The sequence below is a fragment of the Sphingobacterium cellulitidis genome, assembly GCF_043187465.1.
GTDB classification, from domain to species: Bacteria; Bacteroidota; Bacteroidia; order Sphingobacteriales; family Sphingobacteriaceae; genus Sphingobacterium; species Sphingobacterium cellulitidis.
On sequence record NZ_CP171136.1, the window covers coordinates 2,172,992 to 2,193,722 of the forward strand.

Consider the following 20,731-nt stretch of genomic DNA (forward strand, 5'->3'; position numbering starts at 1 on the left):
TTAATAGTAATATCATTATATTTACGCAATCAAAACAATAAAAAAACACATGAAGCGAATCAACTATTTAACTTTAATTTTTTTAGCGGGTCTTACCTTATTTTCTTGTAAGCAACAGGCTTTGGTTGTCAATCCAGGAGCTGTAGTGACCCAGGATGGTACCAATGACGGACTTAAAAATGTAAAGAGAGAGTTTGAAGATGCCAAGCAAACGAATGAGGGGATTTTGGTTTCTATCTCATCAGATTTATTGTTTCCAACAAATTCTTCCTATTTAACTGATGGAGCAAAAACAGAGTTGAGTAAATTAGTGAAGGTTTTGAAGGGGAGCAATGCTGGATCCAAAATCAGGGTCGATGGACATACAGATGCTACGGGAACACCGGAATATAATGTTTGGTTATCCGATAAGCGAGCTGCTTCAGTGGAGAAATTTTTGGTTGAAGCAGGAATTGGAGCTTCGAGGATATCAACAAAAGGTTTAGGTCAGACCAAACCTATCGCTGATAACAAGACTCCGGAAGGTAGACAGAAAAACAGAAGAGTAGAGGTTGTGATCTTAAAATAACCTTTAAAAAAGAAATATATAAAGGCGCAGTTCTGAATTGTCAGAACTGCGTTTTTTTTATCCATTATACCTGAGTAATGGGTTGGCTGTATGGTGGAAAATATCCACAAAAAATAGCTGAAGAGTTAATTTCCTAGTTTATATTTAATTAAAGCTGTGGATATTTTAGTTGGGGGGAATTGGTCGAAAATTAAGATAATATTAAGTATTTTTGTTAGTTATATAGTTATAGGGAGAAGAGCACGATGTACATAATTTTTGATACGGAAACTACGGGTTTGCCAAAGCGTTGGGATGCACCAATTACGGATACCGATAATTGGCCGAGGTGTATTCAGATTGCCTGGCAATTGCATGATGAAATGGGGAGATTGGTTGAGCATCAAGATTATTTAATTAAGCCTGATGGGTTCAATATCCCGTATGATTCGGAGAAGATCCACGGTATTTCAACTGAATTAGCAGAATCAGATGGTATTCCATTAACTGAGGTTTTAGTAAAATTCAATGAAGCCTTATCAAAAGCTAAATTTGTTGTTGGTCAGAATGTTGGCTTTGATGTCAATATTATGGGCTGTGAATTTTACCGATATCAGGTTGATAGTCCGATGTCTTCGATGCCAGTTTTGGATACCTGTACTGAAGTTACCGCTGAATTATTAAAATTACCGGGAGGTCGTGGTGGTCGTTATAAATTACCCACCTTAACAGAATTACATAGTTATCTTTTTGGGGTTCCATTTTCGGAGGCCCATAATGCGACTGCCGACGTTGAAGCAACAACACGATGTTTCTTCGAGCTTATCCGTAAGGATGTATTTTCGGCTAGTGATCTACAGGTTGATACGGGTTACTTTGTTGAATTTAAGACTGAGAATCCGACATTGGTTGAGCCAGTTGGTTTAAAACATGTAAATTTAAAAGCAGCTTCAGATGCGATCCGCCAAGCGGAAAGCATGGGGGTGAAGAAAGTGGTTATCGACGCAGAAACCCTTGCCAAATTCGAAGCCGCGGAATTTGCACATTTACATAATCACACCCAATTTTCAGTTTTACAATCTACTATTTCCATTGACAACTTAATTCAGGCAGCTGCAAAACATAACATGCCAGCAGTGGCGATGACGGATCATGGGAATATGATGGGTGCCTTTCACTTTGTAAGTAAAACCCTGAGCCATAATAAAGAGATTGAAGCAAAAATAAAGGAGGCTGCAGAGAAAGGTGAAACTTTTGAAGGAAATACCATCAAACCGATAGTTGGTTGTGAGTTTTATGTTTGTGAAAATCGAAAAGATAAGAGTCGTAAGGATAATGGTTATCAGGTAGTATTCTTGGCAAAGAATAAACATGGTTACCATAATATGGCTAAGATGGCTTCAATCGCCTATACTGAAGGGTTTTATTATGTTCCTCGGATTGATAAAGAAACCGTTGAGCGCTATAAAGAGGACCTTATTGTATTATCGGGAAATCTAAATGGAGAGGTGCCAAGTAAGGTTTTAAATATTGGGGAAGCCCAAGCTGAGGAGGCCTTAATATGGTGGAAAGAGCAATTTGCTGATGATTTTTATATTGAATTAATGCGTCATGGTCAAGAGGATGAAAATCGCGTAAATGACACTTTGGTTCAATTGGCTAAGAAACATCAGGTTAAACTGATAGGTACCAATAATACTTATTACGTCAATAAATCAGACGCCCATGCACATGATATTTTATTGTGTGTGAAAGATGGGGAGAAATTATCGACACCAAAGGGTAGAGGTCGAGGATTTCGATTTGGATTACCAAATCAAGAATATTATTTCAAATCTGCTGAAGAAATGAAGCAGGTTTTCAAAGATACCCCTGAGGCCATCATTAACATTCAAGAGGTTTTAGATAAGATTGAGGAATATTCCTTAAATCGGGATGTTCTGTTGCCGAAGTTTGAAATTCCGGAGCAGTTTCAATCTCCAGAAGATTTAGTGGATGGTGGTAAGCGCGGAGAGAATGCTTATTTAAAGCATTTGACCTATCTAGGTGCAGAACGCCGCTATGAAGAAATTACGGATTCCATTCGAGAGCGATTGGATTTTGAACTGGCAACCATTGAAAAAACGGGTTACCCGGGATACTTTTTAATTGTTCAGGATTTTATTGCTGCGGCACGTGACATGGGAGTTTCAGTAGGTCCAGGTCGTGGTTCCGCGGCAGGATCAGCAGTAGCCTATTGTTTAGGGATTACCAATATTGACCCTATCTTGTATGACTTACTATTTGAGCGTTTCTTAAATCCGGATCGTGTGTCGATGCCGGATATTGATATTGACTTTGATGATGAAGGTCGTGGTCGGGTTATGCAATATGTAATTGATAAATATGGGGCTTCGCAAGTTGCCCAGATTATCACTTATGGTACCATGGCTGCGAAATCATCGATTAAGGATACAGCCAGGGTATTGGATTTGCCACTTTCTGATGCCAATGAGATTGCGAAATTGATTCCGAACTTAAAATTGAATAAGATTTTCAATTTAGAGGATAAGGCTTTGAAGGAGGTCTTACGAGCGGAAGAGTTGGAAGCAGTCAATAAATTAAAATCCTTGGCGGATGGTGCTGGAATTGAGGCAGAGACCATCAAGCAGGCTCGGGTTCTGGAAGGTTCAATGCGTAATACGGGTATTCACGCCTGTGGGGTAATTATTACGCCAGATGATATCACGAATTTCGTTCCGGTTTCCTTGGCAAAGGATTCAGATTTATATGTTACGCAGTTTGACAACTCGGTTGTAGAGAGTGCGGGATTACTAAAGATGGACTTTTTGGGGTTAAAAACGTTAACCCTAATCAAGGATACTGTAATTAATGTGAAGTTGCGTCATGATATCGATTTGGATCCGGATAATTTTCCGATAGATGACGAGAAGACGTATGAGTTATTCCAAAGAGGTGAGACGATTGGTATTTTCCAATATGAATCTCCGGGGATGCAGAAATACATGAAGGAATTAAAGCCGACAGTTTTTGCGGATTTAATTGCGATGAATGCCTTGTATCGTCCGGGACCAATGGAGTATATTCCAAGTTTCGTTAAGCGGAAGCATGGGATTGAACCGATTACCTATGACTTGGATGCCTGTGAGGAATATTTAAGTGAGACCTACGGGATTACGGTTTATCAGGAGCAGGTAATGCTTTTGTCCCAAAAGTTGGCCGGATTTTCGAAGGGTGATGCCGACGTGCTTCGGAAGGCAATGGGTAAGAAGCAGAAAGCGGTTTTGGATAAGATGAAGCCAAAATTTGTGGCTCAAGCAGAGGCGAATGGTCATAATGCGAAAGTCTTAGAGAAAATCTGGACTGACTGGGAAGCCTTTGCATCTTATGCCTTCAATAAGTCACACTCCACCTGTTATGCATGGGTTGCTTATCAAACAGCGTATTTAAAAGCCCACTACCCAGCGGAATACATGGCTGCAGTATTGTCCAATAACATGAATGATATCAAGCAAGTTACCTTCTTTATGGAAGAGTGTAGGCGAATGGGCTTAACTGTTTTAGGTCCAGATGTTAATGAATCGCATTATAAGTTTACTGTAAATGATGAAGGAGCGATTCGCTTTGGTATTGGAGCTGTAAAAGGTGTTGGAGCAGGAGCTGTTGAGACTATTGTAAATAGTCGTGCAGATGGTCCTTATAAATCCATCTTTGACTTGGCGAAGCGTGTTGATTTACGCATGATCAATAAAAAGGCTTTCGAGAGTTTAGCCTATGCTGGTGGGTTTGATTCCTTCGGAGATACACATCGGGCTCAATATTTCTATTCTGATACCGATAGTAGTTCAGGAATAGAAAAGGCTATAAAATTTGCGCATAAATTCAAGGAGAATGAGAACTCGGCCCAAGTGAGTTTATTTGGATCAGGAGGATCAGTAGAATTGCCTGAACCAACGATGAGTCCATGTCCAGCATGGGGATTGATTGAGAAATTGAAATATGAGAAGGATGTAATCGGTATTTATTTAACGAGTCATCCTTTGGATAATTATAAATTTGAGATGCGACATTTCTGTCCCAATACAGTTACTGATCTTCAAATGATCAATAAGGTAAAAGCGGCAGAAGTAGAGCAGGAGGTACTTCTAGAATTTAACCGAATCAAAAATAAGGAAATTGTATTAGGTGGAATAGTGGCTTTGGCGAACCATAGGGTTGCCAAGTCAGGAAAACCATTTGGTTCATTTATTATTGAGGACTACTCTGATTCTTATGAGATTATGGTTTTCGGTGAGGACTATGTAAAATTTAAAGGGTATTTGCAGGAAGGCTATTTTGTTCAGATCAGGGGATTAGTTCAGGAGCGATTTAAACAGGTTGGAAATTGGGGATTTGAGTTAAAAGGTATTCAATTGTTATCTGATTTACGGGAGAAGATGGCAAAGAGTTTTACGATTCAATTTCCATTACATGTCTTGAATCAGGAATTCATGCAATCCTTACAAGAATTGATAAGTTATACGCAGTTAGAAGGGCAAGAAGCGAATTGTCAGTTGAAATTTATGATCATGGATCTTCAGGATGAATATTCTATAGAAATGCCTGTAAAAAGGAAGAAGATATTTATTACGAACGAGTTTCTGGATGGACTAGAAGCCTTGGAGAGTGTGAGATATAAATTAAATTGATAGGTTATAAAAAAAATAATAGTTGTATTTAAATAGCATGTATAAGCGATTGCTTATATTTGTGTACATTATAATTGTAAAAACATAAAACATAATCAAAATGGCATTAGAAATTACAGATGGCAACTTTGATGAAGTTGTATTGAAATCAGATAAACCAGTACTTATTGACTTTTGGGCAGAATGGTGTGGTCCATGTCGTATGGTTGGTCCTTTGGTAGATGAAATTGCAACTGAATACGAAGGTAAAGCAGTGGTAGGAAAAGTTAATGTAGATAACAATCCAGATATTTCTGTACGTTATGGAATTCGTAATATCCCGGCATTGTTGTTCTTTAAAAATGGTGAGATCGTTGATAAACAAATCGGCGCAGTGCCTAAGTCAGTTTTAACTGAGAAATTAGAGAAACAACTTTAAAAAACTAAAAAAGAGCGATAATAAATCGCTCTTTTTTAGTTTTAGTATTTAAGTATTTAGTATTTAGTATTTAGACCTATGCGGGCTACCCGCGGGACTGAACATAATCGTGAGCGGGCTATCCGTGGAATTAGTATCTTGTCGTGAGCGGGTTATACGCGGGACTGAAAATAATCGTAAGCGGGCTATCCGTGGATACTTTATTTCGTGAGCGGGTTAGCCGTTTTAGGGTTTTGTTAGAGGTTGATATTATATTTGAATCCTAAAGTTGCCCATCTGCTAGGCATTGGAACGGCTCCGACTTCTATATATTGGGTGTCAAAGATGTTTTGAAGGTCTGTATATAGGGTGTATTTTGATTTTTGGAAGGCTATGCGTGCGTCAGAAACAAAATATGAATGATTGGAGGTCCTGTTAAGCCACCTGTTTGCCGTACTTATTGACCAACTTCCTGTTTGAAATGTTAAAGTCCCTATAGCTTGATGTTTTAAACTTTCAATGCCATATTTAATAATAGCATTCTGGTAATCGTTGATTATTGAAGAATTAAGGTAAGTGTAGGAAAGGTTCAAGTTGATACTTGAAGAATTTCCTAATTGTCGATTGTATAGGATGTTCGAAAATATCCCGTGAGTTTTATTATTTCCAAGATTCTGAGCCTGATAAGGTTCACTTGTTGAAGTTCTCATCCAATCAATAAAATTATCAATATCCCTATAGAAGTAACCAGCTTTTACAGTTAGGTTAGCCAATTGATAGGAAGTTCCTATTTCATTTTGCCATGCATTTTCACTTTTTAGATTTGGATTTCCAATGTTTCCAGGCCTTTGGTTAAGATAAAGATCCGTGAAAGTTGGGATTCGTTGACTAGTTCCGCTGCTGGCAGAAATTTTCCATTTTTCATTGATCAGGTAACTTACATCCAAGCCTGGGAATACTTGCCAGTCGTAATCGGTATTGTAATTAATATATGCCCCTAAATTGAAGATGAATCTTTTGAAGTAAGTTGATCTGAATTCAGAAAAGAAGCCCAGATTATTACGACTGTGGTCACCAATATTTGAGGAGTTAATGGATTCATGTCTGGTTTCGAATCCTAATCCAAGATCTCCAAAGTTAAATTGACGGTATGCATTTAATTCACCTGATACGCTATGTGTATAATGATGACTTCTGCCTTTAGATAAATCATCTTTGAAATATCTGTAATCATCATCATTATATCGGTAATTCACTCTTGGGCTTAGATACCAATGCTCTTTGATTTGATGATGTGAAGCGATACTTGAGATAAAAGTTTGGACCAATTCCTCGGAGTTTTTATCCCCAGGAGCGGCATAATATCCATTTGCACCAAATTGATTATTGATATAACCCACCATCATCTGAATCTTATTATTATCATTCAGGATAATGTTATTCTGGTAGAATATTTTTTCATTATCGCTAGCCGTATTATAGCGTTGTCCATTACTATGTTCCTTACTGGAGTATAATTGATGTTGGTTGTTTTTCTTGTAGAATGTACCCCCAAGTTGAACTCCAGAGCCATAATAAGTGCCATTTTTATCTTCCTCTTCCACTTTATTAAAAGAAGACCCTGCAAAAAGATGGGCGAATACAGAGTTGTTTTCCACTTGTTTAGTAACAATATTCACTGCACCAGTTAGGGCATTTATTCCATACATTCGAGAAGCAGGTCCACGAAGGATCTCAATTCTTTCGATCGATTCAATTGGAATAGGGATATTTAACATGTGGTGCCCAGTCTGAGGGTCTGTTAATTTAACGCCATTAATTAATACCAAGGTTTGGTCAAAACTCCCACCGTCGATTCCAATATCAGCCTGCGTGCCAAAAGGTCCCCTTTGTCTAATGTCCACTCCTGAAACATATCTTAATACTTCATTAATACTTGTACTAGGCAGCCTTTTAAGATCCTTTTGAGTCAGAACCTGAATGTTCCGGCTATGTTGGTTAAAAGGAATCTGAAATCTATTCTCTTGGATAATAACTTCATTGATCTTAGTTGTATCCGTGGTAATATTTTGAGCAAGTAAAAGATTAGGTACAGCAGAAAGAAGAATTAATAATTTTTTGGATGACATTTTAATTAAATTTTCTGCGAAATTAGTTAAAATAAATATTTAGATGAAAATTCTAATGCCATTCTTCTCTTCCTTTAGGGATTTTATGTTTTGACAGGTCTATGGTATCAGTAGGAAGGTCATTCATTTTTAGATTGGACAAATCAGGTTGACCAGCATCTACCCAAGCTGTATACCACAGAGAGCCAATTGCATGAATGGATTTTTTCATTCTTTTATGCAGCATTCCATTTAATTGTTGATGATAAGTTTCTACATAGTAATCGGAGTAATTCGTTTGTATTTGTTGTCCGCGTAAGATGTAAGATCTATGTAGGATCTTGGGTAATTTTTGAGAAAGATTTTGTTCAAGTTGCAGCACTGAATCGAGGAGTGCATTGCTTTCCATAACAATCGACCAAGCATAATCGAGGACATTATCAATGTAATTTGCAGGACCGACATAAAGGTTATATTTTTTGGAATATTTTTCGGGGAGTCTTGTTTCCCAAAGCGAATGAATTCCGATTTGATTTGTTTGCTGACCATTGTAGTTGCTGGTTGTATGTAAAGGGACATGCGCATCGGCAGTATAATGGCCCAAGTCAGCAGAAACCTTAATAATTCTATAGCTATCTTTTTTGTAGAAAGCATTTCGGAGTTGAATAAATGACTTTTCAATTTGCCAGGGGACAATCCCTCTGCTCATGAGGAGTTTTTCATTATATTTTTCTTTGGCTTTATTCCAGGGTATCTGGATGGAATCTTTATGGGGGATTTGGTCGAGGTCAATAAAATGGCGTGGAGATTCTTTCGGGTCGATATATACTCTTTTATCGGCATTTACAGCATAGTCTCGGATTTTGGTGAGATTTCTTTTATAGAAATCATTCAAGGGTGGCGGCAGAGTAAATATGGCATTAGTATTTATTATTTTGTGGGGATAGAAACCCCATGCGGAGAGGGTTATCATTATGATTATCGACAACATTAAGATAATGGATCGTTTCATCTTGTGATAGAGGGTTTTATCGAAAATTAATAATTTTCAGTTAAGATAAGTAGAATTTTGTGGAAACATATTAACTGAAATTTGTTACTTTGTTAGAGTCAAATTCAGAATCGATGAAAATATTATATGCTGTTCAAGGGACTGGAAATGGGCATTTATGTCGCGCGATAGACATTATTCCCTGTTTACAGGAGTATGGTCAGGTAGACGTTTTGATCAGCGGGATCCAAGCTGATATTGAATTACCCTTTAAGGTGAAGTACCGTTATCATGGATTGAGTTTTATTTTTGGCAAATCCGGGGGTGTTGATTTATGGAAAACCTTCATGAGTTCGACGGTGAGGAAGTTTGTTAAAGAGGTGAATTCTGTTCCTGTAGAGGATTATGATTTGGTTATCAATGATTTTGAGCCTATATCTGCATGGGGATGTTATTTTAAGGAGAAGAACTGTATAGGTTTAAGTCATCAGATAGGGGCATTTGACCCATCGAGTCCGAAGCCTGAGGAGTCGGATATGTTGGGAAAATTTATCATGAAAAATTATGCGCCGGCAAATATTTCTTATGGTTTTCATTTTAAATCCTATGCTTCGCATATTTTTACCCCAGTAATTCGACAGTCGGTTCGAGAATTGGAACCTAAGGATCTGGGTCATTATACTGTTTATTTGCCTTCCTATGATGATTCACATTTATTAAAACATCTTTCCCGGTTTACGGATGTGAAATGGGAAGTTTTTTCCAAGCATAATAAAAAGCCATTCCGGTTGAAGAATGTATCCATAAACCCGATAAATAGTGATGCCTTTGTACAGAGTATGGCCGAATCTTCAGGAGTTCTTTGTGGGGCAGGCTTTGAAACCCCGGCAGAAGCCTTATATTTAGGGAAGAAGTTGTTGGTTATCCCTATGAAAAACCAGTATGAGCAACATTTAAATGCTGCATCATTAGAGGAAATAGGAGTTCCAGTCATTAAAAGTTTAAAAAAGAAGTCAGAATTGGATATTGAATCCTGGCTCAATGCAAAATCTAAAGTCAGTGTAGACTATGAAGATTGTACTGCAGAAATAATTGATAAAATAGTAAAAAACCATAAACCATAATGAAGTATATATTAGGAATCTTTTTTTGTTTAGCGCTGAATTCAACCGTTAATGCTCAGTCATTAGCCAATTCAAAGGATTCTTTATCCTATGCGTTGGGCCAGGACTTAGGGTCTTATATCAAACGGATGGATTTACCATTGAATAAAGATCAACTTTTGAAGGCAATAGGAGATGTGCTGGATGGAAAGGAAGTAGTATTCAAGGATGAAGAGCGCGAAGGCATTATTCGTAATGGCTTACAAAAGATTCAAGATGAGAAGAATGCTAATTTAAAAAACGCTGCTGAAGAATTTTTGGCGAAGAACAAAACCAAAGCAGGAATCAAAGTAACTCCAGAGGGAGTTCAATATGAAGTTATCAAGGAAGGAAAAGGGCTAAACCCATCGCTTAGTGATACTGTAACTGTACATTACATCGGGAAAGTCTATACGGGTGAGAGTTTTGATAATTCCTATGAGCGAGGCGAACCTTTGGATTTGAATTTAAATTCGGTAATAGAGGGTTGGAAAATTGGGATTCCCTTGATGAAGAAAGGGGCAAAATACAGGTTTTATATTCCATATAGCTTAGGCTATGGCGAACGAGGTAGTGGACCTATTCCACCGTATAGCACTTTAATATTTGAAGTAGAGTTGCTAGATATCAAATCAGCAAATGAGAATGCAATATAATATATTGGGTAAATCAGATCTTCGAATTTCTGAAATTGGACTTGGTGCCATGTCATTGGTTCAAGGTCATGATCAAACCAATGGCTATATTATCAAACATGCGCAAGAGTTAGGTATCAATTACTTGGATACTTCTGATCTTTATGATAAAGGGAAGAATGAAGAATTGATTGGTCGTTTAATAGGTGATGATCGGGATAAATGGATTTTAGCTTCAAAGGTTGGCAATAAATGGCGTCCGGATGGAAGCGGTTGGGATTGGGCACCAGATAAGGCCTATATCTTAAAATCGATTGATGAATCCTTGAAACGGTTAAATACGGATTATCTGGATTTATATCAACTTCATGGCGGGACTATTGAAGATCCATTTGATGAGATTGTAGAGGCGTTTGAGCTGTTGGTAAAGCAAGGTAAGATTCGGTATTATGGGATTTCATCCATTCGTCCCAAGGTCTTTTTAAATTATGCTCAAAACAGCAATATTGTTTCTGATATGATGCAATACAGCATTTTTGATCGAAGACCAGAGGAATATTTTCCGCAATTACAAGAAAGCGGGATTTCGGTATTAGCTCGAGGAACCATTGCTCAGGGTTTGTTACTCAAAAAACCAGCTCAGAAATATTTGAGTTATTCTGTACATGAGGTTCTGGAAATTCAGAAGAAATTAGCAGAAATCTCCAGTAAGTATGATTTAAATAGGTTGGCACTCGCCTTAAAATATCCTTTACTACATTCACCAGTTGCCTGTAGTGTGGTTGGGATTCGGACAAGAGAACAAATCAATTCCTTAGATGAGGTTTTTGATGATATGCAGAAGATAGATCTAAGTGTATATGCAGATTTAATTGAAGATATGCCTACAATAAGATATGAAGTATAAAATTGGCTATGTCGATAGAATACAAAAAGAAGGTCAGGAATAAATCCTGACCTTCTATTTGTATTAGGTTAATCATAAACCTACTGATTAAAATATTTTTTAAGAATGGCTTTTAAATCTTCAGGAGTATCAATGGCGTCATTAATATGGTTTGAAATGGCAGTTTTAATTTTATAGCCATTATCTAACCAGCGCAATTGTTCGAGGGATTCAGAAGTTTCTAGTTTGGAGATTGGAAGGGATGCTATCTTCTTAAGAGTATCTACTTTAAAACCATAGATACCGATATGATTATAATAAGTTCCGTTTTTCAACCAATCTTGGATGTTTTTACCTCTTAGAAAGGGGATTGGTTGCCTGGAGAAGTAAAGCGCTTCTTGATTTAAGTTCAGTACAACCTTTGGTTTATTGATATTTTCAAGATCCTCGATTTCAGTGATTGGTCTGACCAGGGTTGCGATTTGAACCTCAGGGTTTTGGAAGCAAGAAACAAGCAGATCAATTTGTTGAGGATCAATAAATGGTTCATCACCTTGGATGTTGACTGCGATATCGAATCCACTGATATTACTGATTACTTCAGCACAACGGTCCGTTCCAGATTGATGATCTTTTTTGGTCATGACCACATTTCCGGCGAAGCTTTTCACATGGTCAAAAATACGTTGGTCATCAGTTGCAACGACCACTTCACTTAGAGAAGCGGCATGTTTAACTTGATTATATACACGTTGAATCATGCTTATACCCGCTATATCAACCAAAGGTTTTCCGGGGAATCTCGTTGAATCGTATCGAGCGGGGATTATTCCAATTACTTTCATGGATTAAAAATAAGAAAAGCCGATGAGAATCGGCTTTTTAGTTTTTAAAATAAACCGAAGAGCTCGGCTTCTATTTTTTGAATGATTTTTCCTAAATCTTCTTGATTATTTGCAAAATCAAGGTTATCCTTATCTAAGATTAAGAGTTTACCTTCTGAGTAATTATTGATCCATTTTTCATATTTTTCATTCAATTTAGAAAGATAATCCAGACGAATCCCGGATTCATAATCACGGCCTCTTTTTTGGATGTTATTGACCAATGTTGGGACAGATGCACGTAAATAGATTAAAAGATCAGGAGGTTTAATGTAGTTTACTATGCTTTGAAAGATATCGGAATAGTTTTCAAAGTCTCTAGCGCTCATTAATCCCATATCGTACAAGTTTTCCGCAAAGATATACGCATCTTCATAGATAGTTCTGTCTTGGATCATATTGATTTCTCTATTTTGAAGATCTACAATATGACGGAATCTAGAATTAAGGAAGAAGATCTGCAAGTTGAAAGCCCAGCGTTTCATATCACTATAGAAGTCTTCCAGGTAAGGATTATTTTCTACTGCTTCAAATTGCGGTTCGAAGTTCAGGTGTTTAGCAAGTAATTCTGTTAAAGTTGTTTTACCTGCTCCAATATTTCCAACGATTGCTATATGCATATTCTAATACAATTTTTTTAAACCGATAATTTCACGAACTTCTTTCATAGTTTTTTGGGCACTTTCATGTGCTTTTTCAGCGCCTAACTTGAGCACTTTAGCAATGTAAGCATCATCTTTACTGATTTCATTAATTCGAGCACGAACATCGCTAGTTGCGATTAACATATCCTCAGCGAGTTGCTTTTTGAAATCACCATATCGGATTTCTGCTTTATTATATAATTCGTCAAAATGTTGAAGTGTATCTTGTGTTGATACCACATTCATTAAGTCAAATAGATTTTGTACGGCTTCTGGTTTCGTTTGATTTTGTTCAGTAGGTCCGGCATCAGTCACTGCTCGCATGATTTTTTTACGGAGAATTTCTTCGGTATCTGATAAGTAGATACAATCAGCATCACCATTTGATTTTCCCATTTTACCTTGTCCAGAAAGGCCTGGGATTTTAATTAGTTTCTCAGCATATGAGAATGCGAAAGCTTCTTTGAAATAATCCACTTCGTACAAACGGTTAAATCTATTTGAGAAAGTTCTGGTCATTTCAAGGTGTTGTTCTTGGTCTTTACCAACAGGTACCTTAGTTCCGTGATGGATTAAGATATCACAAGCCATCAATACCGGATAAGTCAATAAGCCCGCATTTACATTGTTAGGGTTTGCTCTGACTTTATCTTTAAAGGCTGTTGATCTTTCCAATTCGCCCATATAGGCATTCATATTCATATATAAATACAATTCGGCGACTTCAGGGACATCCGATTGAACATATATAGTTGACTTTTCAGGGTCCAATCCAGCTGCAAGGTATTCTACGACCACATTACGGACTGTTTCTTGCAGTCCATGGGGTGTAGGGTGAGTGGTTAATGAGTGTAAATCTGCGATAAAAAAGAAGCAGTTAAATTCGTCTTGCATTTTGACGAAATTTTTTAACGCTCCATAATAATTCCCAAGGTGTAATTTTCCGGTACTTCTAATACCACTAACAACGGTTTCCATATAACTGCGAAGTTACATAAAAAACAGGAAATTACCGACAGGATATCAAGATGATAAGCTGAGGTTAATCGATTTAAGCTGCTTTAAGCGGAAATAATGCTTCTTTAATAGATATGCGGGTTTTCGAGAAGATCTGTCACATAGCCTAAAACTTCGGCTTCTTGAGCTCCATCTTCCAACATGGAGAAAGTCAAATAGGCGGCATAGATTTCACAACTGAAGGTTACATGTTTATCCGATACAATTGTATCGATTATTCCTTCGCGGACATCAATTCCAAAATGTTCCAGTTCGTTGTGTAGGTTGGTTGATATACTATCATGATCTTCACCGGAAGCAAATCCTACGATGATATGGAGGATTAGTTTATCAAACAATTCCGGGTTCATATTTCTGAACTTATTAGAATACAATTCAGCATCAAAACGACTTTTCGCACTTGAGACGATTTTGTCCCAAATCAGGTACTCAGTTTTAGTTTGCATAATAGAAGTTTATAAATTGTTAAAGTAAATATAATCAATTGTCCTCTTTAATACAACGGGTAAAACGGTTTAATCTTATGATGTTTATGCAAACAATTGGCTGGTTTAATTGGTTTTAAGAGTAGGTTTTAAAAATTAATTATTATGAATTCAGAAGATAATAACAAGAAGAAAATTAAGGATGAAGATCAAGGGCCAAAGGATCCGAAGGATTTGGCATATAATGCTGAGGAGGCTTCTTATGAATTGGATGTCAATGATAATGATCCGGATTGGGATCATCCATCGGATTATGATTCCATAAGTGAGGGAGCTGCGGATGATGATTCTACTTATGATTCTTCGAATCCTTTAGTAGGGGATGAATATGCTCCCTTAGATGAATTGGAGCGGGAAGATTTGGAGGAGAATGATATGCATATTGAAGGGGAGAGTATTGTCCGAGTTTCGAAGGAAGATGAGGAATTATCTCGGGATGCAGAGGATGAGCGTGACGATCTGGATGAAGAAGGGTATCCAAAATATGAAGGAGATTAAATCCTAGTTGACAAGTCGTTTATTATTCTTGAATAGCTATATTTAGGCTTTCAAAATTATTAATATGCAAATTGATTTAACAGGGAAAAAGGCATTGGTTGGTGGAGCGACCGGCGGAATAGGCAAAGCTATTGCAAAGGAATTAGCTTCTTGTGGGGCTACCGTTACTTTAATGTCTCGAAATGAGGATAAGTTAAAGGAAGTTATGAAAGAACTTTCTGTAGAGGGCGGTCAAGAACATGATTATCTGCAAACGGATTTCATGGATTTTGAGAAGCATCAAGGAGTCTTAGCCAAATATTTTGATTCTCATCAGATTGATATTTTGGTGAATAATACGAATGGTCCTTCAGCCGGAACTGTTTTGGATAAGGGTATTTCAGATTATCAGCAGGCTTTTGATTTATTGTTCAAGAACGCGGTTTATACCTCGGAGCTAGCGTTGAAGGGGATGCGGGAATCTGGTTTTGGTCGGATTATCAATGTTTCCTCCTTGACGGTCAAGGAGCCACAAGATAGTTTGGTTCTATCAAATAGTATGCGAGTAGCCTTGGTGAGTTGGAGTAAGTCCTTATCAAAGGCAGTATCTGCTGATGGTATAACCGTAAATTCTGTTTTGACAGGTTATTTTGCGACAGATCGATTATATGATCTTATGAAAAATCAAGCGGCGAATGAAGGAGTTTCCTTGGAGGAAATAGAAAAGCGCCGGATTGAGAGTATGCCCATTAAGCGTTTGGGTAAGCCAGAAGAATATGGCTATTTAGCTTCTTTTTTGGCGTCAGACTATGCAAGTTTTCTAACTGGGGCTTCCATTCCATTGGATGGTGGGCTTTCCAGTGTAATATTTTAAAGAACAATTGGAAGCTATTCAGCTTCCAATTGTTCTTTGTATTTCTTTTTATGATCTTCAATTTCTTCAGGCATCTCGGGGTATTTGATATCCTTATATTGCGCCAATACCTCGTAGATTATTTTTGCGACAATGAATCTACTGATTGGCTTGGAATCTGAAGGAATTACATACCAAGGTGCATGTTTTTTGCTAGTGTTGTTAATAGCCTCATTATAGCATTCCATGTATTTATCCCATAATGCTCTTTCCTTTAGGTCACCTGGGGAGAATTTCCAATTTTTTTCTTCTTCCTCCAATCGGCTCAATAATCTATTCTTTTGTTCTTCTTTACTAATATTTAAGAAAAATTTGAGGACAATCATTCCGTTTTGGGTCAATCGTTCCTCAAAATTATTGATTTGTTTGAATCGCATTTCCCAAAAATCGTTGGGGAGGTTATGTGGATCTGTAATATGAGGAATTCTTTCATTCAGCAAATATTCCGGATGTACCCGAGTAACCAGAACGTTTTCGTAATGTGTTCTATTGAATACTGTGAATTTTCCTTTTTCAGGAAGTTTTATTTCATGACGCCATAAATAATCGTGCTGTAGTTCAATTTCTGTTGGTGTTTTAAAACTTTCTACGACCACCCCCCGAACATTTATTTCCTTGAAAACTTCGCGGATCAATGAATCTTTGCCCGAGGTATCCATACCTTGTAAGCAGATCAATACACTATATCTATCATCTGCATACATTTTATCCTGTAGTGCTGCTATTTTTTTTCTTAGCTCTTTAAGTTCTATTTTGGCATCCTCTTTTGATATTTCATCCCGGATATCAGTTGGATGTTCTTTTAATTTAAAGCTGCTGTTAGCGGCAAACTTCTTTATATAGTTTCCCATAGATTTTTATTTAAACAACACAATTTAATAAATTTTTGTTTATTGATTTTTAATAGGTTTCAGATTAAATGGGAGGGTTTGTAATCCTTGCTTTATTAATATCATTCATTCTGCTGATAATTCAAAATATCATTCATTTTGATGATAATTTAAAATATCACTAAATTTGATGATATATTTGTTTATCATTTATTTTGATGATAAACGGAAATATGATTATATTGAATGATTAATTAAATAAAAACTATGAGTTACCATGTAATATTAACGGGAGATGTGGTTCATTCACGGTCACATGAGGCCAAGGAGTGGTTGCCGAAGTTGGAGCATGGGATTAAAAAATATGCTCTCACGTATGATATATTTCGGGGGGATAGTTTTCAGGCGGAGGTTCCACTAGGTTCCTGTTTTCATGCGATATTTTATTTAAAGGCAGAGATGCGCCAATTGGAGGGGATGGATATTCGGATTGGTATAGGTTTAGGGAGGGTTGAGTTATTGGATAAGGATATCAAGAAGTCCAGTGGCGAGGCATTTATCTATTCGGGTCAATCCTTGGACAGTTTGAATAAGGAGAGTTTGGAGTTTAAGTCAAGATGGAAAGAATTGGACGAAGGGTTAAATTTGATATTGACCTTATCGACACGTTTAACAGACCAATGGACTCCGAATATGGCAGAAACTGTTCAGGCAGCGATGGACTATCCTGAAGTGAATCAAACCGAGTTAACAAAAATCATTGGTCGGAAACATCAAAGTCAGGTAAGCACGGAATTGAGCAAAGCCAATTATTCCAAGATCAATCAAGTTATAAATTATTGTACAAAAGAATTGAAGCGATATGTTAATTGATTTGCTTAAAATGTTGATAGCCCATATTTTGGGTGATTTTGTCTTTCAACCAAAATCGTGGGTTGATAAGCGAAAGACACAGATTCAATATCTTTTTTATCATGTTGCGGTCCATGCAGGGTTACTCATATTATTTTTTATAAATGACCTCGCAGGGAAATGGCAGATCATCTTGTTTCTGACGGCAGCTCATTTGGCGATCGATAGTCTAAAGATAGGCTGGGAACAGCGTTGGCCATCCAATCCAGTCAGGATATTTTTAATAGACCAGGCTTTACATATCGCCAGTATATTTGCTGTATATTACTTTAATAATCAATCGAGCTTTCAGGAGTTAATAGGTTCAATATCATGGAATAAATTTTTATTATTTGCTATAGCAATTCTATTGATCATATTTGTTATTCCGATCATCATCCGCGTGTTTTTCAGTAAATGGAATAAGGAGGTTGAATTCAATAGCAAGCGAAAAGAGACTTTATTTGATGCCGGGACGATAATAGGGATTTTGGAAAGAGCGATGATCTTAGGATTTGTATTGCTTGATTTAAATGAAGGAATAGGCTTCTTATTAGCTGCGAAATCCATATTTCGTTTTGGTGATTTAACGAATGCTAAGGACACAAAATTCACAGAATATGTGCTAATAGGTACATTATTGAGTTTTGGTTTAGGTATGTTTGTAGCATTCTCATTAAAATATCTACTGACAATAATATAATCTACTATGAAAATAAATCTAAGAGGGGTAAAGCGATTACTATGTCTTTTTATTGGGGTCTGCATGAGCATGAATACGATGGCCCAAAGTCCATCGTTTGAAACTGAATTAAAGAAGATTACCGATAAATATGATGCGGTTGGGCTTGCGATTGTGGTTGTAAAAGGCGGGAAACCGATCTATGAGAAGGCATTTGGGTACAAGGACCTCGAAAATAAAACAGCATTGACCACACAGGATTTATTTCGGATAGCCTCTATTTCCAAGTCGTTTAGTTCCACTGCTATCATGCAGTTGGTTGAACAGGGAAAGGTATCATTAGATGATGATATCAGTGATTTAGTAGGGTTTAAGGTAAGGAATCCGAAGTTTCCAGAGACGAAGATTACCTTGGAGATGATGCTTTCGCACCGTTCGAGTCTCAATGACAGCAATGGTTACTTTACATTTGATGTTTTGGATACGGTAAAAAATAAAGATTGGGCGAAATCCTATAATAATTATGAGCCAGGAACGGACTATGAATATTGTAATTTAAATTTCAATATGATTGGGGCTGTTTTGGAGCGATTAACAGAGGTTCGTTTTGATAATTATATCAAGCAGCAAATATTAACTCCATTAGGATTAGATGCGGGATATTGTGTTGATTCGTTGGATCAAAAACGCTTTGCAAAGTTGTATGATAAGGAGAATGGGGTTTATGTGGAGCAAAAGGCAGCCTACAATCCGAGGTCTGAGGAAATAAGAAATTACAAAATGGGCGAGAGTACCCCAGTATTTTCTCCTACAGGTGGAATGAAAATTTCAGCACATGATTTATCAAAATATATGTTGATGCATATGAATTATGGGAAATCAGGAAAGGTGAAGCTCATTTCCAAAGCGAGTTCAAAGCGGATGCAAAAAGGACTATCAGCGAAGGAAAATTATGGATTAGCATTATTAGAAACAGATCGATTAATTGAGGGAGAGCATATGATAGGACATACCGGATCAGCATATGGTCTTTACAGTAATATGTTTTTTGAACCCAAGAAGAAGTTTGGATTTATTGTGATAACGAATGGATGTATTCCAACGATTGATCGGAATGAGGACATTGTCATGTCAAAGGAAGTTATTAACTTACTTTATCAAGATTTTATTAAGAAGAAGTAAATCCTGTTAACCTATTGATTCCTAGCGATAAATTTTACGGGGATTAGTAAAGGGTATATTTAAGGATTGTTTCATGAAAAATTAACTACTTTTGTAAACATTATTCAAATTGAGAATTTAGCAATATGATTATTCAACCAAGAACTAGAGGTTTTATCTGCTTGACAGCACATCCAGAAGGAGCGGCAGAGAATATCAAGAACCAAATCGAATACGTAAAATCTAAGGGTGAGATTAAGAATGGCCCTAAGAAGGTATTAGTAATCGGGGCGTCGACAGGATTTGGGATTGCTTCACGCATAAGTGCTGCATTCGGATCAGGAGCAGCGACTATTGGAGTATTTTTCGAGAAACCAGCATCAGAGGGAAAATTAGGTACTGCGGGTTGGTATAACAGTGCTGCTTTTGAAAAGGAGGCACATTCGGCAGGTCTATATGCGAAGAGCATAAATGGAGATGCTTTTTCTGACGAAATCAAAGCACAAACTATTGAGTTAATAAAGAAAGACTTAGGTCAGGTTGACTTGGTTGTTTATTCATTAGCATCACCACGTCGTACGCATCCAAAAACTGGGGTTCAACATTCGTCGGTATTAAAACCAATTGAACAGCCATTTACAAATAAAACTGTAGATTTTCATACTGGAGTAGTTTCAGATATTAGTATTCAGCCGGTAGATTCAGCTGATGATATCAATAATACAGTAGCTGTTATGGGTGGTGAAGACTGGAAGTTTTGGATTGAAGACCTAAAGGCAGCTGGAGTTTTAGCAGAGGGTGTTAAAACTGTAGCTTATTCTTATATCGGTCCAGAATTGACTTATCCAATCTATAGAAATGGAACAATTGGTCGTGCGAAAGACGATTTGGAAGCTACTGTTCCCGCAATAAATGAATTATTGAAAGATTTACATGGTATTTCTTATGTATCAGTGAATAAGGCTTTAGTTACGCAATCAAGTTCAGCTATTCCTGTGGTTCCATTGTATATTTCATTATTATATAAAGTAATGAAAGAGAAAGGTATTCATGAAGGCACGATTGAGCAAATGCAACGATTGTTTGCTGAGCGTTTATATAATGATGTAGAAACTCCATTGGATGATAAAGGAAGAATCCGTGTTGATGATTTAGAAATGAGAGCTGATGTTCAAGCAGAGGTTGCAAAACTTTGGGAACAAGCGAATACAGAGAATTTAGAAGAGATTTCTGATATCAAAGGGTATAGAGATGACTTCTTCCAATTGTTTGGATTTAATTTCGATAACATCGACTACAATAAAGACACGAGTGAATTAGTTCAAGTTCCAAGTTTGGCTGAATAATTCATCA

Annotated in this window: 19 protein-coding genes; 12 read left to right on the forward strand and 7 right to left on the reverse strand. The window is 37.0% G+C overall.

The window, feature by feature from the left end:
- Positions 1-49: 49 nt before the first annotated feature.
- The 3 genes from ACF3OC_RS09635 to trxA all read left to right on the forward strand — a co-directional run bounded on the left by ACF3OC_RS09635 (position 50) and on the right by trxA (position 5,653).
- Positions 50-568, forward strand: coding sequence for an OmpA family protein (locus ACF3OC_RS09635; protein ID WP_094281635.1), 519 nt, complete (start codon positions 50-52; stop codon positions 566-568).
- A gap of 245 nt (positions 569-813) precedes the next feature.
- Entirely contained in the window at positions 814-5,235 is a 4,422-nt protein-coding gene (gene dnaE, locus ACF3OC_RS09640) for a DNA polymerase III subunit alpha (protein WP_392471531.1), read from the forward strand.
- 100 nt (positions 5,236-5,335) lie between these two features.
- Positions 5,336-5,653, forward strand: a complete 318-nt coding sequence (gene trxA, locus ACF3OC_RS09645) for a thioredoxin (RefSeq protein ID WP_094256329.1) — start codon at positions 5,336-5,338, stop codon at positions 5,651-5,653.
- Between the two features lie 236 nt (positions 5,654-5,889).
- Here the strand turns inward: trxA and ACF3OC_RS09650 are convergent, their stop codons facing one another.
- Positions 5,890-7,761: a TonB-dependent siderophore receptor gene (locus tag ACF3OC_RS09650; protein WP_094281639.1), complete on the reverse strand. Its 1,872-nt coding sequence runs from the start codon at positions 7,759-7,761 to the stop codon at positions 5,890-5,892.
- Between the two features lie 52 nt (positions 7,762-7,813).
- On the reverse strand, positions 7,814-8,752 hold the full coding sequence (locus ACF3OC_RS09655) for a zinc dependent phospholipase C family protein (protein ID WP_144043730.1): 939 nt from the start codon (positions 8,750-8,752) through the stop codon (positions 7,814-7,816).
- 113 nt (positions 8,753-8,865) lie between these two features.
- Between ACF3OC_RS09655 and ACF3OC_RS09660 the strand changes: the two genes are divergently transcribed.
- Genes ACF3OC_RS09660 through ACF3OC_RS09670 form a run of 3 tightly spaced genes read left to right on the forward strand, consistent with a single transcriptional unit; the run spans position 8,866 to position 11,415 of the window.
- On the forward strand, positions 8,866-9,855 hold the full coding sequence (locus ACF3OC_RS09660; RefSeq protein WP_094281643.1) for a glycosyltransferase family protein: 990 nt from the start codon (positions 8,866-8,868) through the stop codon (positions 9,853-9,855).
- Complete coding sequence (locus ACF3OC_RS09665; RefSeq protein ID WP_094281645.1) at positions 9,855-10,529, forward strand: FKBP-type peptidyl-prolyl cis-trans isomerase; 675 nt, start codon at positions 9,855-9,857, stop codon at positions 10,527-10,529. Before ACF3OC_RS09660 ends, ACF3OC_RS09665 begins: the two co-directional genes overlap by 1 nt.
- A complete protein-coding gene (locus ACF3OC_RS09670; protein WP_094256334.1) occupies positions 10,519-11,415 on the forward strand; it encodes an aldo/keto reductase in 897 nt (298 codons plus the stop codon). Before ACF3OC_RS09665 ends, ACF3OC_RS09670 begins: the two co-directional genes overlap by 11 nt.
- An 80-nt stretch (positions 11,416-11,495) precedes the next feature.
- On the opposite strand, the gene kdsB is transcribed toward ACF3OC_RS09670, so the two are convergent.
- The 4 genes from kdsB to ACF3OC_RS09690 all read right to left on the reverse strand — a co-directional run bounded on the left by kdsB (position 11,496) and on the right by ACF3OC_RS09690 (position 14,385).
- Complete coding sequence (kdsB, locus tag ACF3OC_RS09675; RefSeq protein WP_094281647.1) at positions 11,496-12,239, reverse strand: 3-deoxy-manno-octulosonate cytidylyltransferase; 744 nt, start codon at positions 12,237-12,239, stop codon at positions 11,496-11,498.
- 44 nt (positions 12,240-12,283) lie between these two features.
- A complete protein-coding gene (locus tag ACF3OC_RS09680) occupies positions 12,284-12,898 on the reverse strand; it encodes a deoxynucleoside kinase (RefSeq protein ID WP_094256336.1) in 615 nt (204 codons plus the stop codon).
- Between the two features lie 3 nt (positions 12,899-12,901).
- Complete coding sequence (trpS, locus tag ACF3OC_RS09685; protein WP_094281649.1) at positions 12,902-13,900, reverse strand: tryptophan--tRNA ligase; 999 nt, start codon at positions 13,898-13,900, stop codon at positions 12,902-12,904.
- Between the two features lie 104 nt (positions 13,901-14,004).
- Complete coding sequence (locus ACF3OC_RS09690; protein WP_094256338.1) at positions 14,005-14,385, reverse strand: hypothetical protein; 381 nt, start codon at positions 14,383-14,385, stop codon at positions 14,005-14,007.
- Positions 14,386-14,529: 144 nt separating this feature from the next.
- Here ACF3OC_RS09690 and ACF3OC_RS09695 point away from each other — a divergent pair, with 144 nt between their 5' ends.
- Together ACF3OC_RS09695 and ACF3OC_RS09700 are read left to right on the forward strand one after the other, a co-directional pair.
- Complete coding sequence (locus tag ACF3OC_RS09695; protein WP_094281650.1) at positions 14,530-14,922, forward strand: hypothetical protein; 393 nt, start codon at positions 14,530-14,532, stop codon at positions 14,920-14,922.
- A gap of 64 nt (positions 14,923-14,986) precedes the next feature.
- Positions 14,987-15,775: an SDR family oxidoreductase gene (locus ACF3OC_RS09700; RefSeq protein WP_392471539.1), complete on the forward strand. Its 789-nt coding sequence runs from the start codon at positions 14,987-14,989 to the stop codon at positions 15,773-15,775.
- Between the two features lie 14 nt (positions 15,776-15,789).
- Here the strand turns inward: ACF3OC_RS09700 and ACF3OC_RS09705 are convergent, their stop codons facing one another.
- Complete coding sequence (locus ACF3OC_RS09705; protein ID WP_094281652.1) at positions 15,790-16,665, reverse strand: PPK2 family polyphosphate kinase; 876 nt, start codon at positions 16,663-16,665, stop codon at positions 15,790-15,792.
- 246 nt (positions 16,666-16,911) lie between these two features.
- On the opposite strand from ACF3OC_RS09705, the gene ACF3OC_RS09710 reads away from it, so the two are divergent.
- The 4 genes from ACF3OC_RS09710 to fabV all read left to right on the forward strand — a co-directional run bounded on the left by ACF3OC_RS09710 (position 16,912) and on the right by fabV (position 20,724).
- The gene (locus ACF3OC_RS09710) at positions 16,912-17,517 is read left to right on the forward strand and encodes a hypothetical protein (protein WP_094281653.1); all 606 of its coding nucleotides are present in this window, start codon (positions 16,912-16,914) and stop codon (positions 17,515-17,517) included.
- Entirely contained in the window at positions 17,507-18,238 is a 732-nt protein-coding gene (locus tag ACF3OC_RS09715) for a DUF3307 domain-containing protein (protein WP_094281655.1), read from the forward strand. The genes ACF3OC_RS09710 and ACF3OC_RS09715 overlap by 11 nt, the downstream gene beginning before the upstream one ends.
- Positions 18,239-18,244: 6 nt before the next feature.
- Positions 18,245-19,399: a serine hydrolase gene (locus ACF3OC_RS09720; RefSeq protein ID WP_094281657.1), complete on the forward strand. Its 1,155-nt coding sequence runs from the start codon at positions 18,245-18,247 to the stop codon at positions 19,397-19,399.
- A gap of 125 nt (positions 19,400-19,524) precedes the next feature.
- The gene (gene fabV / locus ACF3OC_RS09725) at positions 19,525-20,724 is read left to right on the forward strand and encodes an enoyl-ACP reductase FabV (RefSeq protein ID WP_094281659.1); all 1,200 of its coding nucleotides are present in this window, start codon (positions 19,525-19,527) and stop codon (positions 20,722-20,724) included.
- Positions 20,725-20,731: the final 7 nt, after the last annotated feature.